9 protein-coding genes are annotated in these 15,449 nt (G+C 63.3%); 5 read left to right on the forward strand and 4 right to left on the reverse strand.

Going from position 1 to position 15,449, the window contains the following annotated elements; translation table 11 throughout:
- Positions 1 to 328 precede the first annotated feature (328 nt).
- The gene (locus B9N72_RS02705; RefSeq protein WP_085274902.1) at positions 329 to 2,494 is read right to left on the reverse strand and encodes a malate synthase G; all 2,166 of its coding nucleotides are present in this window, start codon (positions 2,492 to 2,494) and stop codon (positions 329 to 331) included.
- Positions 2,495 to 2,687: 193 nt separating this feature from the next.
- On the opposite strand from B9N72_RS02705, the gene B9N72_RS02710 reads away from it, so the two are divergent.
- Both B9N72_RS02710 and B9N72_RS02715 read left to right on the forward strand, forming a co-directional pair.
- Positions 2,688 to 3,584, forward strand: a complete 897-nt coding sequence (locus B9N72_RS02710; RefSeq protein ID WP_085274903.1) for a LysR family transcriptional regulator — start codon at positions 2,688 to 2,690, stop codon at positions 3,582 to 3,584.
- Between the two features lie 489 nt (positions 3,585 to 4,073).
- Positions 4,074 to 5,471 (forward strand): branched-chain amino acid transporter BcaP, encoded by a 1,398-nt coding sequence (locus tag B9N72_RS02715; protein ID WP_085274904.1) that lies wholly within the window; start codon positions 4,074 to 4,076, stop codon positions 5,469 to 5,471.
- A gap of 375 nt (positions 5,472 to 5,846) precedes the next feature.
- On the opposite strand, the gene aceA is transcribed toward B9N72_RS02715, so the two are convergent.
- Positions 5,847 to 7,145, reverse strand: coding sequence for an isocitrate lyase (gene aceA, locus B9N72_RS02720; protein ID WP_085274905.1), 1,299 nt, complete (start codon positions 7,143 to 7,145; stop codon positions 5,847 to 5,849).
- Positions 7,146 to 7,579: 434 nt separating this feature from the next.
- Between aceA and grpE the strand changes: the two genes are divergently transcribed.
- From grpE to dnaJ, 3 genes are all read left to right on the forward strand, one after another.
- Positions 7,580 to 8,125 carry a nucleotide exchange factor GrpE gene (gene grpE, locus B9N72_RS02725; RefSeq protein WP_085274906.1) on the forward strand — a complete coding sequence of 182 codons (546 nt, stop codon included), beginning with the start codon at positions 7,580 to 7,582 and terminating at the stop codon, positions 8,123 to 8,125.
- A gap of 115 nt (positions 8,126 to 8,240) precedes the next feature.
- A complete protein-coding gene (gene dnaK / locus B9N72_RS02730) occupies positions 8,241 to 10,160 on the forward strand; it encodes a molecular chaperone DnaK (protein ID WP_085274907.1) in 1,920 nt (639 codons plus the stop codon).
- Between the two features lie 157 nt (positions 10,161 to 10,317).
- A complete protein-coding gene (gene dnaJ, locus B9N72_RS02735) occupies positions 10,318 to 11,445 on the forward strand; it encodes a molecular chaperone DnaJ (protein ID WP_085274908.1) in 1,128 nt (375 codons plus the stop codon).
- A 67-nt stretch (positions 11,446 to 11,512) separates the two neighbouring features.
- On the opposite strand, the gene B9N72_RS02740 is transcribed toward dnaJ, so the two are convergent.
- Both B9N72_RS02740 and B9N72_RS02745 read right to left on the reverse strand, forming a co-directional pair.
- Entirely contained in the window at positions 11,513 to 12,910 is a 1,398-nt protein-coding gene (locus B9N72_RS02740) for an amino acid permease (RefSeq protein ID WP_085274909.1), read from the reverse strand.
- Positions 12,911 to 13,734: 824 nt separating this feature from the next.
- On the reverse strand, positions 13,735 to 15,228 hold the full coding sequence (locus B9N72_RS02745) for a leucyl aminopeptidase (protein ID WP_085274910.1): 1,494 nt from the start codon (positions 15,226 to 15,228) through the stop codon (positions 13,735 to 13,737).
- Between the last annotated feature and the right edge of the window lie 221 nt (positions 15,229 to 15,449).

The raw sequence follows: 15,449 nt of genomic DNA on the forward strand, positions 1-15,449 counted from the left end.
CGGTATGGGCCGAAACCGGGACTCATGTTGCGGCATCGTGGCAATTTTATGGCAAAGCACAAAAAAAATTTGCCGTACGCGCGCAATGAAATGTCTTGTTTGATGGTGTTATTGCAAGAATATTGTCTGTTTTGCCATGGCGCGGGGGCGAGGCTGCGCCCGGGGGCCGTGCCGTGGTGAATCATGGCAAAGTATTTTGTCTACAGTATTGTCTTTTCTTAGACAAAACCGCTGCCAGAGAAGGAATGGCCAGGTGAAAGGACACGAAAAAGCGGCCCTTGACGGGCCGCTTTGCGTTGAGCAAAAAGACGCTCTTTCGCCTCGGCTCTTACAGCGCGTGTGCCTTCTCTACCTGGCGCCAGTGGTGCAGCAGCGGCTCGGTGTATCCGGACGGCTGGGCGCAGCCCTGGAACACCAGGTCGCAGGCGGCCTTGAAGGCGATCGAGGTGTCGAACGCCGGAGCCATCGGCTGATAGGCCGGATCGCCAGCGTTCTGGCCGTCCACCACCGCGGCCATGCGTTGCAGGGTTTCCTTCACCTGCGCCACGGTGACGATGCCGTGGCGCAGCCAGTTGGCGATGTGCTGGCTGGAAATGCGCAGCGTGGCGCGGTCTTCCATCAGGCCGACGTTGTGGATGTCCGGCACCTTGGAGCAACCCACGCCCTGGTCGATCCAGCGCACCACGTAGCCCAGGATGCCCTGCGCGTTGTTGTCGAGCTCCTGCTGGATGTCTTCGGCCGACCAGTTCGGATTGGCCGCCACCGGGATGGTCAGGAGGTCGTCCTGCACGTCGACGTACTGGCCTTCCAGCGCCTTCTGCACTTCCTGCACATCGACCTGGTGGTAGTGCAGCGCGTGCAGCACGGCGGCGGTGGGCGACGGCACCCAGGCGGTGTTGGCGCCGGCCTTGGGATGGGCGATCTTCTGCTTCAGCATCTCGGCCATCAGGTCCGGCATCGCCCACATGCCCTTGCCGATCTGGGCGTGGCCGCGCAGGCCGCAGTCGAGGCCGACCTGGACGTTGTTGCGCTCGTAGGCGGCGATCCACTTCGAGGTCTTCATGTCGCCCTTGCGGATCATCGGGCCGGCTTCCATCGAGGTGTGCATCTCGTCGCCGGTGCGGTCGAGGAAGCCGGTGTTGATGAAGGCCACGCGGTGACGGGCGGCAGCGATGCACGCCTTGAGGTTGACGCTGGTGCGACGTTCCTCGTCCATGATGCCGAGCTTCACGGTGTACTGCGGCAGGCCGAGCAGCTGTTCCACCTTGCCGAACAGCTCGTCGGCGAAGGCGACTTCGTCTGGGCCGTGCATCTTCGGCTTGACGATGTAGATCGAACCGGCGCGCGAGTTGCCGCTGCGCTGCTGGTCGTGCAGCGCGATCAGCGTGGTCACCACGGCGTCCATGATACCTTCCGGCACTTCGTGGCCGTCGCCGTCGAGGATGGCCGGGTTGGTCATCAGGTGGCCGACGTTGCGCACGAACATCAGGCTGCGGCCATGCAGCGTCAGCGCGCTGCCGTCGGCGGCGGTATAGCGGCGGTCCGGGTTGAGGGCGCGGGTGAAGCTCTTGCCGCCCTTGCTCACTTCTTCGGTCAGCGTGCCCTGCATCAGGCCGAGCCAGTTGCGGTACACCACGACCTTGTCGTCGGCGTCGACCGCGGCGACCGAGTCCTCGCAGTCCATGATGGTGGTGATGGCGGCTTCCATCACGATGTCCTTGACCCCGGCGCCGTCCTGGGCGCCGATCGGGTTGCTCTTGTCGATCTGGATCTCGAAGTGCAGGCCGTTCTGCTTGAGCAGCACCGAGGTCGGCGCGGCGGCGTCGCCGTTGTAGCCGAGGAACAGCTCCGGCTGCTTGAGCGAACTGGTGCGACCGTCCTGCAGCTCGACCTGCAGCTGGCCGCCGGCCACGCGGTAGGCCGCGGCCTGGTGGTGAGAACCGGTTTCCAGCGGCGCGCTGGCGTCGAGGAAGTCACGGCCGAAGGCGATCACCTTGGCGCCGCGCACCGGATTGTAGCCGCCTTCCTTGCCGGCGCCGCCTTCTTCGCTGATGGCGTCGGTGCCGTACAGAGCGTCATAGAGGCTGCCCCAGCGCGCGTTGGCGGCGTTCAGGGCATAGCGCGCGTTCATCACCGGCACCACCAGCTGCGGGCCGGCCTGCTCGGCGATTTCGCTGTCGATGTTGCTGGTGCTGATGCGGCCGTCGGCCGGCACCGGCTTGAGGTAGCCGATGGAAGTGAGGAACGCCTTGTAGGCGGCCATGTCCGCGATCGGGCCCGGATGCTGGCGGTGCCAGGCATCGATTTCGCTCTGCAGGCGGTCGCGCTCGGCGAGCAGGGCGCGGTTCTTCGGCGCCAGTTCGTGCACCAGGACATCGAAACCGGACCAGAACGCGGTGGAGCCGATGCCGCTACCCGGCAGGACTTCCCGTTCGATGAAGGCGTGGAGGACGGTGGCAACCTGCAGTCGATGGCAAGGGGTTCGTTGGGTCATGACGTTACTCTCTCTCGTTTCCGTTGGGGCTGGTCCCCGATCAACCGGCCTGGGTTTTCGTGGCGACACCAGGGGAATATTCCCTCTTAATTTGACATAAATGGTATCGCGATGCGCTGGGATCAGTTTAGTGATGTTTATATGACAAAAAAAGACCTAAGATGCCATAGCATCTTTTACTTTTTGTGAGCTAATGGACACGTTCAAGCAACTCGAAACCCTGGTCGCGGTGGTGGCACACGGCAGCCTGTCGGCGGCAGCGCGCATCGAGGGGGTGGTGCCGGCCGTGATCGGCCGCCGTCTGGATGCCCTGGAGGAGCGCCTCGGCGCCAAGCTGCTGGTGCGCACCACGCGCAGCGTCACGCTGACGCAGGAGGGCAGCGCCTTCTACGAGGAAAGCCTGCGCATCCTGGCCGAGTTGGCCGAAGCCGAGGCGGCGGTGGCGTCCGGCAGCGCGCGTGCGCGCGGCCACCTTCGGGTAAGCGCTCCGGCCGGTTTCGGCCGCCGTCACGTTGCCCCGCACGCCGCCAGCTTCCAGCTGCTGCACCCGGACGTGAAGGTGACGCTCGACCTGTCGGACCGCCTGGTCGACCTGGTGCGCGACCGCGTCGACTGCGCCATCCGGATTTCGGACCTGTCCGATTCCAGCCTGGTGGCGATCCGCCTGGCCGAAAACCATCGCGTGGTGGTGGCCGCGCCAAGCTACCTGGAGCGCCACGGCACGCCGCGCACGCTGGACGACCTGGCGCAGCACAACTGCCTGTCGCTGGGCGAAAGCCAGAGCCGTGGCTGGACCTTCACCCGCGACGGCGAACCGGTCAACCTCAAGGTCTCCGGCACCCTGGAATGCAACGACGGCGCGGTGCTGCACGACTGGGCGCTGAAGGGGTACGGGCTCACCTGGCGCTCGTTGTGGGAGGTCAAGGATGACCTCTCCGAAGGGCGGCTGGTGACAGTGCTGGACAGCTTTTCCTCGCCGGATTACCCGGTGTACGCCATGGTGCCGCAGCGCAAGTTCCTGCCGCTGCGGGTGCGCCACTTCATCGACCATCTCAAGGCCTGCTACGCCGAACCGGGCTATTGGGGTTGAGCGCGGCGCTGCGCATGATCGGCATGCCCGGTACCCCGCGCGTGGCGTCGCCTTGGCGGTGTTTTGGCGGTAGGGCGTTCGGCTGCTCGCAGTGTCGTTCGCTGCGGCATATGGTGGCCTCGCCGGCACCTTCGCCGTGTGGCGGAATAAGGTGTGAAATTGCGCTGGATCAATGGATCGGGGTGCAGTGTTTCCGATAGAGGGCAAAGGCTGCTATTTTGCGCGCCTGTTTGCCGGATTGTTGCAGCCTGGGCCATGGCGGCTATGACAGCGGCGAGTATGGGGTATGAGTTTTACCTTGTCTGGCCTGTGCATTGAGGTAATATCACGCCGTTTCGTCTTCGTGTAGGTGGCTTTATTGGCTGTCTTCGCGCATTGACGAGTTATTTTCGGAGCGCCGTGTGCCCTGACCCATTTCTGCCATGCGCCCGCCTCACGGCGGGCGCATGGCATTTGGCACACCGTGAACACTCGGGGACTGTTTGAAACATGAGCTTGATGCGCAAGAAGAGCGTGAGGGGCATGCTGTCTGCCGCCCACACCTCACAGGGGCTCCGCAAGGAGCTGTCCGCTTTTGACCTGACCATGCTGGGTATCGGCGCCATCATCGGCACCGGCATCTTCGTCCTGACCGGCACCGGGGCCACCGTGGCCGGCCCTGGCCTGGTGCTGTCCTTCGTCATCGGCGCCATCGCCTGCGGTTTCGCCGCGCTGTGCTACGCCGAATTCGCGTCCATGCTGCCGGTGTCGGGTTCCACCTATACCTACGCCTATGCCACGCTGGGCGAGCTGATCGCCTGGATCATCGGCTGGGACCTGATGCTGGAATACCTGCTGGCGTCGTCGGCGGTGTCGGTGGGCTGGTCCGGCTACTTCCAGAGCCTGATCGCCGGTTTCGGCCTGCATCTGCCCGACGCCTTGACCGCGGCGGCCGGCGCCCGCCCCGGCGTGGAGACGGTGTTCAACCTGCCGGCGTTCGTGATCGCCATGCTGATCACCGCGCTGCTGGCGTTCGGCATCAAGGAGTCGAAGAAGGTCAATAACGTGGTGGTGATGATCAAGGTGGCGGTAGTGGTGCTGTTCATCGCCATCGCGGTGTGGCACGTCAAGCCGGCCAACTGGAATCCGGCGCTGCCGTACGGCATGACCGGCGTGTTCCACGGCGCCGCCATCGTGTTCTTCAGCTTCCTCGGCTTTGACGCCGTGACCTGCGCCGCGGAAGAGGTGAAGAACCCTGAGAAGGATATCCCGAAGGGCGTGATCTGGTCGCTGGCGGTGTGTTCGGTGCTGTATGTGATCGTTTCCGCCATCATGACCGGTATCGTGCCGTTCATGCAGTTCAAGGGCATCGACCACCCGGTGTCGCTGGCGCTGCAGGTGGCCAAGCTCGACTGGTTCGCCGGTTTCGTCGATCTGGGCGCGATCCTGGGCATGCTCACCGTGATCCTGGTGATGACCTACGGCCAGACCCGCATCCTGTTCGCGATGTCGCGCGACGGCCTGTTGCCCAAGGTGTTCTCCGAGGTGCATCCGAAATACGGCACGCCGTACAAGGCCACCTGGCTGATCGGTACCATCATCGCGTTGATCGCCGGTTTCGTGCCGCTGGGCACGCTGGCCGAGCTGGTGAACATCGGCACCCTGGCCGCGTTCTCGCTGATCGCCGCCGCCATCATCCTGCTGCGCAAGCGTGAACCGGACCTGCCGCGCAAGTTCCACTGCCCGGGCGTGCCGTACATTCCGGCGCTGGCTATCGTGTTCTGCGTGTTCCTGATGACGCAGCTCGCGGCGCTGACCTGGCTCTGTTTCGTGGTCTGGCTGGTGCTGGGGCTGGTGGTGTACTTCGGCTATTCGCGCCGCCGCTCGCTGCTGCACGTGCGCGCCTGACCGAGGCGACGCTCCGTAGGCATCCAGGGCCGGCTTTTGCCGGCCTTTTTGCTGGGCGGCCGGCGGATTGAGGCCAATCGGTCGGCCGGGTGTCGCCGCCGGCCGGCCCATGGCCTGAAGGCTGCGACGACCTTGTGTCCGGTTGGCGCGGGGAACAGCAGGAGTGTGCCGGTAGAGGTGCTGCTGATTCGTTTGAGATCAGGGCCGCGCGTAGTGGCCACCTGCCAGGATGGGCGGTCCCCCGCGTGATCTTGTTGCGCCGGGAAACAATAGAGCGATGCCTGGATGGCGCCGCAACGAAAAACCCCCGCCGAGGCGGGGGTTGCTTGACACAGACGGCAGGGTCGAATTGCCGTTCAGTCGAACGCTTGGATCTTAGTGGAACTGTTCTTCTTCGGTCGAGCCGGTCAGCGCGGTCACCGAGGACTTGCCGCCCTGGATCACCGTGGTGATGTCGTCGAAGTAGCCAGTGCCGACTTCTTGCTGGTGCGAAACGAAGGTGTAGCCACGTTCGCGGGCGGCGAATTCCGGCTCCTGCACCTTCTCCACGTAGGCGGACATGCCGCGAGCCACGTAGTCTTGCGCCAGATCGAACATGTTGTACCACATGTTGTGGATGCCGGCCAGGGTGATGAACTGGTACTTGTAGCCCATGGCACCCAGTTCGCGCTGGAACTTGGCGATGGTGGCATCGTCCAGGTTCTTCTTCCAGTTGAACGATGGCGAGCAGTTGTAGGCCAGCAGTTTGCCCGGGTGCTTGGCGTGAACGGCTTCGGCGAAGCGGCGGGCGAACTCGAGGTCCGGGGTACCGGTTTCGCACCATACCAGGTCGGCGTAGTCGGCGTAGGCCACGGCGCGGGCAATGGCTTGCTCCAGGCCTTTACGGGTCTTGTAGAAGCCTTCGGCGGTGCGCTCGCCGGTCAGGAACGGACGATCGCGCTCGTCGCAGTCGCTGGTCAAGAGGTCGGCCGCTTCGGCGTCGGTACGGGCGATCACCAGGGTCGGCACGCCGTAGACGTCGGCCGCCATACGGGCAGCGATCAGCTTCTGTACGGCTTCCTGGGTCGGTACCAGCACCTTGCCACCCATGTGACCGCACTTCTTCACCGAAGCCAGCTGGTCTTCGAAGTGCACGCCACCGGCGCCGGCGCGGATCATCGCCTTCATCAGCTCGTAGGCATTCAGCACGCCGCCGAAACCGGCTTCGGCGTCGGCCACGATCGGGGCGTAGTAGTCGGTGTAGCCGGCGTCGCCGCGCTCGATACCCTTGGAGTGCTGGATTTCATCGGCACGGGTAAAGGCGTTGTTGATGCGCTCGACGACCTTCGGCACCGAGTCAACCGGGTACAGCGACTGGTCCGGGTACATCGCGGAGTATTCGTTGTTGTCGGCGGCGACTTGCCAGCCGGACAGGTAGATGGCCTTGATGCCGGCTTTCACCTGCTGCATGGCCTGACCGCCGGTCAGCGCGCCAAGGCAGTTGATGTACGGTTCGTTGTTGACCAGGTTCCACAGCTTTTCAGCACCGTTACGAGCCAGGGTATGTTCCACCAGAACGGAGCCGCGCAGGCGTTCTACATCGGCAGCGGTGTAACCACGCTTGATGCCTTTCCAGCGCGGATTTTCGTCCCAGTCTTTTTGGATGGCGGCAATGCGTTGTTCGCGAGTCGTCATGCTTGAATCCTTCTCGATTACGTTTTTTAGTAAACCGGTAAATTAAGCCGGCATTCCTCTGGCTATGATGAATCGGTTTTACCGTCACCTTTTATTGACAACGTGTTTTGCCCGTTGTCTTTTCGACCGCCGAAGCCTATTCCGTAAGGGAGACAGACCTGCTGGTCGTCGTGTGCTGTGAGTCCATTTAAACATAAAAAAAACGTAATGTGTGCAGTGCAGCACAAAAAAATCCTTTGTTTTCAAAAGGTAACAAAACCGACAAAAAACGAATGAAATGCCATGCTGTTTTTTTCCATTTCCGAAAGCAAAAGTTCCCAAACGAGCGGTTGCTTGGTTCGCTTGCGCGTCGACCGCGCTCTCTTGAAATTTTCGCCAAAGCCCCTACCTAGCGTCAGGTCATCCTCAATCGCCTAGCTAACAAGGGAATCGTCATGCAGGAAAACCAACAGAATCCGGTTAACGAGGCCGTGGACAGCACCGCCGCCCAGGCTCCCGCCGATAGCGCGGTCGAGCCGACCACGGAGGCGCGCGTTGCCGCACTGGAAATCGAGTTGGCCGAAGCTCGCGAGCAGTTTCTGCGCTCCCGCGCCGAAATGGAGAACCTGCGCCGTCGTACGGCCGAAGAGGTGGTAAACGCACAGAAGTACGCCATCAACAAGTTTGCCAACGAGTTGTTGGCGGTGAAGGACAGCCTGGAGATGGCGCTGGCCGACCAGAGCGGCCAGTTCGACAATCTGAAGTTTGGCGTCGACCTGACGCTGAAGCAGCTGGTGTCGGCCTTCGACAAGGCCCAGATCAAGGAAATCAACCCGGTCGGCGAGGCGCTCGATCCGCACCGCCATCAGGCGATCAGCATGGAAGAAGCGGACGCCGAGCCGAACACCGTGCTGCGCGTGATGCAGAAGGGTTACCAGGTGGCCGACCGCGTGCTGCGTCCGGCCATGGTGGTGGTCGCCAAGGCCAAGAGCCAACAGTAAAAAGGTTGGCCGAAGCCCTCTTGAAAACGTGGGCATAGCCATTACCTATCCAGTCAACAGGCGCTGACTATCGCGATTGCGGTACGCCGTAAAGAGTCAAGGAAAGGAATTAAACATGGGCAAAATCATTGGTATCGACCTGGGCACCACCAACTCCTGCGTGTCGGTGATCGAGAACGGCCATCCGAAGGTGATCGAGAACGCCGAAGGCACTCGCACCACCCCGTCCATCATTGCTTACATGGAAGACGGCGAGATCCTGGTCGGCGCCCCGGCCAAGCGTCAGGCCGTGACCAACCCGAAGAACACCCTGTACGCCATCAAGCGCCTGATCGGCCGCCGCTTCGAAGAAAAAGAAGTGCAGAAGGACATCGACCTGATGCCGTTCGAGATCACCAAGGCCAAGAACGGCGACTCGTGGGTCAAGGTGCGCGACCAGGAACTGGCGCCGCCGCAGATTTCCGCCGAAGTACTGCGCAAGATGAAGAAGACCGCCGAAGACTACCTCGGCGAAGAAGTGACCGAAGCCGTGATCACCGTGCCGGCCTACTTCAACGACAGCCAGCGCCAGGCTACCAAGGACGCCGGCCGCATCGCCGGTCTGGACGTCAAGCGCATCATCAACGAGCCGACCGCAGCCGCGCTGGCCTTCGGCCTCGCCAAGCAGGAAGGCGACCGCAAGATCGCCGTGTATGACCTGGGGGGTGGCACCTTCGACATCTCGATCATCGAGATCGCCGACGTGGAAGGCGAGCATCAGTTCGAAGTGTTGTCGACCAACGGCGACACCTTCCTGGGCGGCGAAGACTTCGACCAGCGCCTGATCGACTACATCGTGACCGAGTTCAAGCGCGAGCAGGGCGTGGATCTGAAGAACGACGTGATGGCGCTGCAGCGCCTGAAGGATGCCGCGGAAAAGGCCAAGATCGAGCTGTCGTCCGCTTCGCAGACCGAAGTCAACCTGCCGTACATCACCATGGATGCTACCGGTCCGAAGCATCTGGCGATGAAGATTACCCGCGCCAAGTTCGAGAGCCTGGTGGAAGACCTGATCGCCCGTTCGATCGAGCCGTGCCGTGTCGCCCTGAAGGACGCCGGCGTGTCGATCAACGACATCTCCGACGTGATCCTGGTCGGCGGCCAGACCCGCATGCCGAAGGTGCAGGATGCGGTGAAGGAGTTCTTCGGCAAAGACCCGCGCAAGGACGTGAACCCGGACGAAGCCGTGGCCGTGGGTGCCGCCATCCAGGGTTCGGTGCTGTCCGGTGACCGCAAGGACGTGCTGTTGCTCGACGTGACCCCGCTGTCGCTGGGTATCGAGACGCTGGGCGGCATCATGACCAAGCTGATCCAGAAGAACACCACCATCCCGACCAAGGCGCAGCAGACCTTCTCCACCGCCGATGACAACCAGACCGCGGTGACCATCCACGTGCTGCAGGGCGAGCGCGAGAAGGCCTCGGCCAACAAGTCGCTGGGCCAGTTCAACCTGTCCGACATCCCGGCCGCGCCGCGCGGCATGCCGCAGATCGAAGTGACCTTCGACATCGACGCCAACGGCATCCTGCACGTGTCGGCCAAGGACAAGGGCACTGGCAAGGAAGCCAAGATCACCATCCAGGCGTCCTCCGGCCTGTCCGAGGAAGAAATCCAGCGCATGGTGAAGGACGCCGAGGCCAACGCCGAAGAAGACAAGAAGCTGCACGAGCTGGTACAGGCCCGCAACCAGGCCGAAGGCATGATCCACTCGGTGAAGAAATCGCTGGCCGAGCACGGCGACAAGGTCTCCGCCGACGAGAAGGCCGCCATCGAAGCTGCTCTGAAGGAAGCCGAGGAAGTGGTGAAGGGCGACGACAAGGACGTCATCGAAGCCAAGGTGCAGGCACTGATGACCGCCTCGCACAAACTGGCCGAGCAGATGTACAGCCAGTCCCAGGCCGAAGCGGGTGCGGCCGAGGGTGCAGCTGGTGCCGGCAAGCAGGACGAAGGCGACGTGGTGGATGCCGAGTTCGAAGAAGTGAAGGACAAGAAGTAAGCGTTCTTGCGCCTAGGGCCGGCTCCGATGCTGCGTGTCGGCGGCGGCTCTAGAGAGGCACAGGGTTCCGAGGGCTTTCCTCCGGCCCCTGTGCCTTTCCTGTTTCGGAATCCCCCTTTTCGGCCAGCCCTGGCGGATGGCCCCAAGGTAGAACAGCATGTCCAAACGTGATTATTACGACACTCTCGGCGTGAACCGCGATGCCTCCGACGACGACGTCAAGAAGGCGTACCGCAAGCTGGCGATGAAGTACCACCCGGACCGCAATCCGGACAGCAAGGACGCCGAGGAGAAGTTCAAGGAAGTCAAGGAAGCCTACGAGATCCTGTCTGACGGGCAGAAGCGTGCGGCCTACGACCAGTTCGGCCACGCCGGGGTCGACCCCAACGCCGCCGGCGCGCGCGGCGGCCAGGGCTTTGGTGATTTCGCCGACGCCTTCTCCGACATCTTCGGTGACATCTTCGGCGGCCGTGGCGGCGGCGGTGGTGGGCGCTCCAACGTCTACCGTGGCGCCGATCTGCGCTACAACATGGAGATCACGCTGGAAGAGGCGGCGCGTGGCTGTGAGAAGCAGATTCGCATTCCATCGCACGAGAACTGCGACGTCTGCCACGGCAGCGGCGCCAAGCCGGGCACCCAGCCCAAGACCTGCCCGACCTGCGGCGGCCACGGCCAGGTGCGGGTGAGTCAGGGCTTCTTCTCGATCCAGCAGACCTGCCCGACCTGCCACGGCAGCGGCAAGCAGATCACCGACCCGTGTAACAAGTGCCACGGTGCCGGCCAGGTCAAGACCCACAAGACGCTGAACGTGAAGATTCCGGCCGGCGTCGACGAGGGTGACCGTATCCGCCTCTCCGGCGAGGGCGAGGCAGGACAGAACGGCGGCCCGTCGGGCGACCTGTACGTGGTCACCCACATCAAGGCGCACCCGGTGTTCCAGCGCGACGGCATGGACCTGCACTGCGAGATGCCGATTTCGTTTGCTACGGCGGCCTTGGGCGGCGAGGTGGAAATCCCCACGCTGGACGGCATGGCCAAGGTCAAGATCGCCGCCGAGACGCAGTCCGGCCGCCAGTACCGGCTGCGTGGCAAGGGTATCAAGGCGGTGCGCGGCGCCGACTACGGCGACCTGATGTGCCACGTCGTGGTGGAAACGCCGATCAACCTGACCGAGCGCCAGAAGGAATTGCTGCGCGAGTTCGAGTCGATCAGCCAGGGCGATACCGCCATGCACAACCCGCGTGCCAAGTCCTTCATGGACAAGCTGAAGGACTTCTTCGGCTGAACCGAAGGCATGGCGATAAAAAAACGGCGACTCATCGAGTCGCCGTTTTTTCTTGTCGGGGAATGCGTTATGCCGACTGGCGTGCGGTCTTCAGCGCCGGCTCGCCGCTTTGGCGGTGGTAGCCCAGGACATAGTAGAGCACCACCAGCAGCACCAGCCAGCCCGGCCCGATCACCAGCGCGATGCGGGTGTCCGGGAAGTAGGCCATCAGACCCACCACCAGCACCAGGAAGGCCAGCGCGATGTACGAACCGTACGGGAACAGCGGCATGCGATGCTCGAGGGCCGACAGCTGAGCCGGGCTCAGGGTGCGGCGGAACTTGAGCTGCGACAGCAGGATGATCGCCCAGGTCCAGATCGCGCCGAAGGTCGAGATCGCGGTGAGCCAGGTGAACACTTCCTTCGGTGCCAGGTAGTTGAGCAGCACGCCACCCAGCAGCATCACCACCGAGATCAGCACGGCGGCGTTCGGCACGCCGTTCTTGCCCACCTTGGCGAACACCGGCAGCGCCTGCCCTTGCTGCGCCAGGTTGTACACCATGCGGCCGGTGCTGAAAATGCCGCTGTTGCACGACGACAGCGCGGCGGTCAGCACCACGAAGTTGATGATGCCGGCGGCGGCCGGGATGCCCATCTTCTCGAAGGTCATTACGAACGGGCTGCCGCTGGTGCCGATCTGATCCCACGGGTAGATCGACATCACCACGAACAGGGCGCCGACGTAGAAGATCAGGATGCGCCAGAACACCGAATCCACGGCACGAGCCAGGGTTTTTTTCGGGTTCTTCGCTTCGCCGGCGGTCAGGCCGATCATCTCGACGCCGAGGTAGGCGAACATCACCATCTGCATCGACATCAGGATGCCCTTGACGCCGTTGGGCATGAAGCCGCCGTGCGTCCACAGGTTGGCGATGCCGGTGGCGAGGCCGCCGTTGCCGAAGCCGAACACGATCATGCCGAGGCTGGAGATGATCATCAGCACGATGGTGACGATTTTGATCAGCGCGAACCAGAACTCGAACTCACCGTAGGCCTTGACCGCGATGAAGTTCACCGAACCCATCACGACCAGCGCCGATAGCGCCCAGATCCAGTGCGGCACGTCCGGGAACCACACGCCCATGTAGACGCCGACCGCGGTGATCTCGGCCATGCAGGTAACGATCCACAGGAACCAGTAGTTCCAGCCGGTGAGGTAGCCGGCCAAGGGGCCGAGGTAGTTCTGCGCGTAGCGGCTGAACGAGCCGGCGACCGGATTGTGGATCGCCATTTCGCCCAGCGCGCGCATGATCAGGAAAATGGCGAAGCCGCCCAGCGCGTACGAGATCATGATGGCCGGGCCGGCCATCTTGATCGCGCTGGCCGAGCCCAGGAACAGGCCGACGCCAATGGCGGCGCCGAGCGCCATCAGGTTGATATGCCTCTCTTCGAGGCCTCGGTGCAAGTGGTCTTGCTGGTTCTGCATCAGGTTTCTCCATCTTTGAGCAGGGGAGGGCGTCCGGGCCGATCTGGCCGCGGCGCCGCCTTATTTGTCGCAGCACTGAGCGGCTGCTTGTTATGGACCGGCCGAGCGCTGGTGGGCACTCGGAGCGGTCGTTTTCGCGGGAATAGGGTGTCCAGCGAGAAGGCATAGTATAAAAACTAACAGTATAGTTTTTTCACTATATATTTTTATTTTTATGGATAAATACACTTATATTTTGCATTTTGTCAGGTAGTGCTGCATATGCCATTGCAGGGGTGCGCTGGCCACAAATGCCACTTGGCATACGCCACGGCAGCCCGGGTCTGGCGCTCCCGCTGCGTCGGCGGCGGCCTTAAGGAGGCGAATCGCCGGTCGGTACAAGGTGCCGGGCTCGGATGGCAAGGCGTTGTATAGGTATCGCCGGCGTGGTGGCCTGGCTCAACATTGCCGCGATCCTGGTGTGGCAGATATCGGTCCTTATCGTGCTGCGTGACGACGAGGCACAGAAGGCGTAGGGGGGATCCTGTGTTCCATCCCGAGAAGCTCGGTATCAAGAACGCCGACTACGGGACCGGCCGCTAGGCAGAAGACAAGCTGGAAGCGGAGCGCCAGCACGGCGGCCAGCCGGTCTACGAGAAGAGGTAAGCCTGCTGCGCCAATCCCTTACCCGAACGCCGGATCGCTCCCGGCATTTTTTATTTGCAGCGACAGATCGACACCGCTTTTCCCCGGTAATCCGGGAAGAGCCAAAAAAAAATCCCCCGAAATCGGGGGCAAGGGAACACACTCCAACCAAAGGAGCCAGTCAGGTTAAAACGTTGGCGTCATCGGGGCCGATTGCCTGCCGCCTGCTGCAGCAAAAACTGCACCAGCAGCGGAACCGGCCGGCCGGTGGCGCCGCTCTTGTCGTCGCGGCCGGTGGCGGTGCCGGCGATGTCGAGATGCGCCCAGCGGTAAGCGCTGGCGAAGCGCGACAGGAAGCAGGCCGCGGTGACGCTGCCGGCGGCGCTGCCGCCGATGTTGCGCATGTCGGCGAAGGTGCTGTCCAGCTGCTCCTGGTAGTCGTCGAGCAGCGGCAGTTGCCAGGCGCGGTCACCCGCTTCGATGCCGGCGGTCAGCAAGTCGCGCGCGAGATCGTCGTCGTTGGCGAACAGGCCGGAAGTGACGTGGCCCAGTGCGGTCACGCAGGCACCGGTCAACGTTGCCACGTCGATCACCGCGGCGGGGTTGAAACGCGCCGCGTAGGTCAGGGCGTCGCACAGGATCAGGCGACCCTCGGCATCGGTGTTGAGGACTTCGACAGTCTGGCCGGACATCGTCGTGACGATGTCGCCGGGGCGCAGTGCGTGGCCGGAGGGCATGTTCTCGCAGGTGGGGATGACGACGCGGAGGTTGATCGGCAGCGCGAGTTCGACCGCCGCCTGAAACGCCCCCAGCACCGCGGCGGCGCCGGACATATCGTACTTCATGCCCTCCATGCTGGCCGGCGGCTTGAGCGACAGGCCACCGGAGTCGAAGGTGATGCCCTTGCCGACCAGCACCACCGGGCGCTCGTCGGCCGATGCCGCGCCGCGATACTGCAGCACGATCAGACGAGCGCCAATCGCGGAGCCCTGGGCCACGGCCAGGAAGGAGTGCATGCCGAGGGAGTCGATGGCGGCCGGCTCCAGGATCTGCGCCTCGGCGCCGAGCCGCTCGGCCATGTCGCGGGCGGTGTCGGCCAGGTAGACCGGGGTGCAGACGTTGGCCGGCAGGTTGGCCAGGTCGCGCGTCAGCTGCATGCCGCGGCCGATGGCCTGCGCCCGTTCCAGGCCGGTGCGGTTGGCACTGTCGCCAGCGGCAAGCAGCAGCGTCTTGAACGGGCGCTTGTCGTCACCGGCCTGGGTCTTGAAACGCTCGAAGCGATACAGCGCCTCGGACAGGCTGAGCGCTGCCTTTTCCACCTTCCAGTCGTGGTCGTGTCCGGTCACCGGCAGTTCCGGCAGGTAGCTGGCGACGCTGCCGCACGGGTTCTTGGCCAGTATCTTGGCCGCCGCGCGGCAGATCTTGAGGTAGTCGGCAGCGCCGAGATCGTCGGCCGTGCCCAGACCGACCAGCAGCACGCTCCTGCCGGGCAGTTGCGGCACGCAGTGCAGCAGCAGCGAGCTGCCGAGCTTGCCGTCGGCCTCGCTGCGCTGCAGCGCCTCGCTGATCGCTCCCTGGCTGGCCTGGTCGAGGCTGGCCGCTGCCGGCGACAGCGTGCGCGGGGCGTAAAAGCCCACGATGACACAGCCGGTGGCGAGGGTCTCGGGGCGTGCGCTTGTCAGATCGAATTCCATGTGTCGTTCAACTCCCTGGGGGTGGTGAAGGGCTTGGCGGGACCGGGTCGTCCTGCCCCGCTCGGGGCGGCCGTGCTCGGGCGGCTTTTCCTGGTGCCGAGTCGCCCGGGCTGAGAGCCTCCGGTAGGGCCCGGCCGGTCAAGGCGGACGGCGCGTCCACTGGTTCTGACCCTTAGTATTTCAGATCACAACTATCATATCCACTTATAAAAAATTAGAAT

This window comes from Pseudogulbenkiania subflava DSM 22618, assembly GCF_900177275.1.
Taxonomy (GTDB): domain Bacteria; phylum Pseudomonadota; class Gammaproteobacteria; order Burkholderiales; family Chromobacteriaceae; genus Pseudogulbenkiania; species Pseudogulbenkiania subflava.

Excerpts from the sequence above, each read along its gene's own strand:
- B9N72_RS02705 (WP_085274902.1), bottom strand. The coding sequence starts at position 2,494 with ATGACCCAACGAACCCCTTGCCATCGACTGCAGGTTGCCACCGTCCTC.
- B9N72_RS02710 (WP_085274903.1), top strand. The coding sequence starts at position 2,688 with ATGGACACGTTCAAGCAACTCGAAACCCTGGTCGCGGTGGTGGCACAC.
- B9N72_RS02715 (WP_085274904.1), top strand. The coding sequence starts at position 4,074 with ATGAGCTTGATGCGCAAGAAGAGCGTGAGGGGCATGCTGTCTGCCGCC.
- aceA (WP_085274905.1), bottom strand. The coding sequence starts at position 7,145 with ATGACGACTCGCGAACAACGCATTGCCGCCATCCAAAAAGACTGGGAC.
- grpE (WP_085274906.1), top strand. The coding sequence starts at position 7,580 with ATGCAGGAAAACCAACAGAATCCGGTTAACGAGGCCGTGGACAGCACC.
- dnaK (WP_085274907.1), top strand. The coding sequence starts at position 8,241 with ATGGGCAAAATCATTGGTATCGACCTGGGCACCACCAACTCCTGCGTG.
- dnaJ (WP_085274908.1), top strand. The coding sequence starts at position 10,318 with ATGTCCAAACGTGATTATTACGACACTCTCGGCGTGAACCGCGATGCC.
- B9N72_RS02740 (WP_085274909.1), bottom strand. The coding sequence starts at position 12,910 with ATGCAGAACCAGCAAGACCACTTGCACCGAGGCCTCGAAGAGAGGCAT.
- B9N72_RS02745 (WP_085274910.1), bottom strand. The coding sequence starts at position 15,228 with ATGGAATTCGATCTGACAAGCGCACGCCCCGAGACCCTCGCCACCGGC.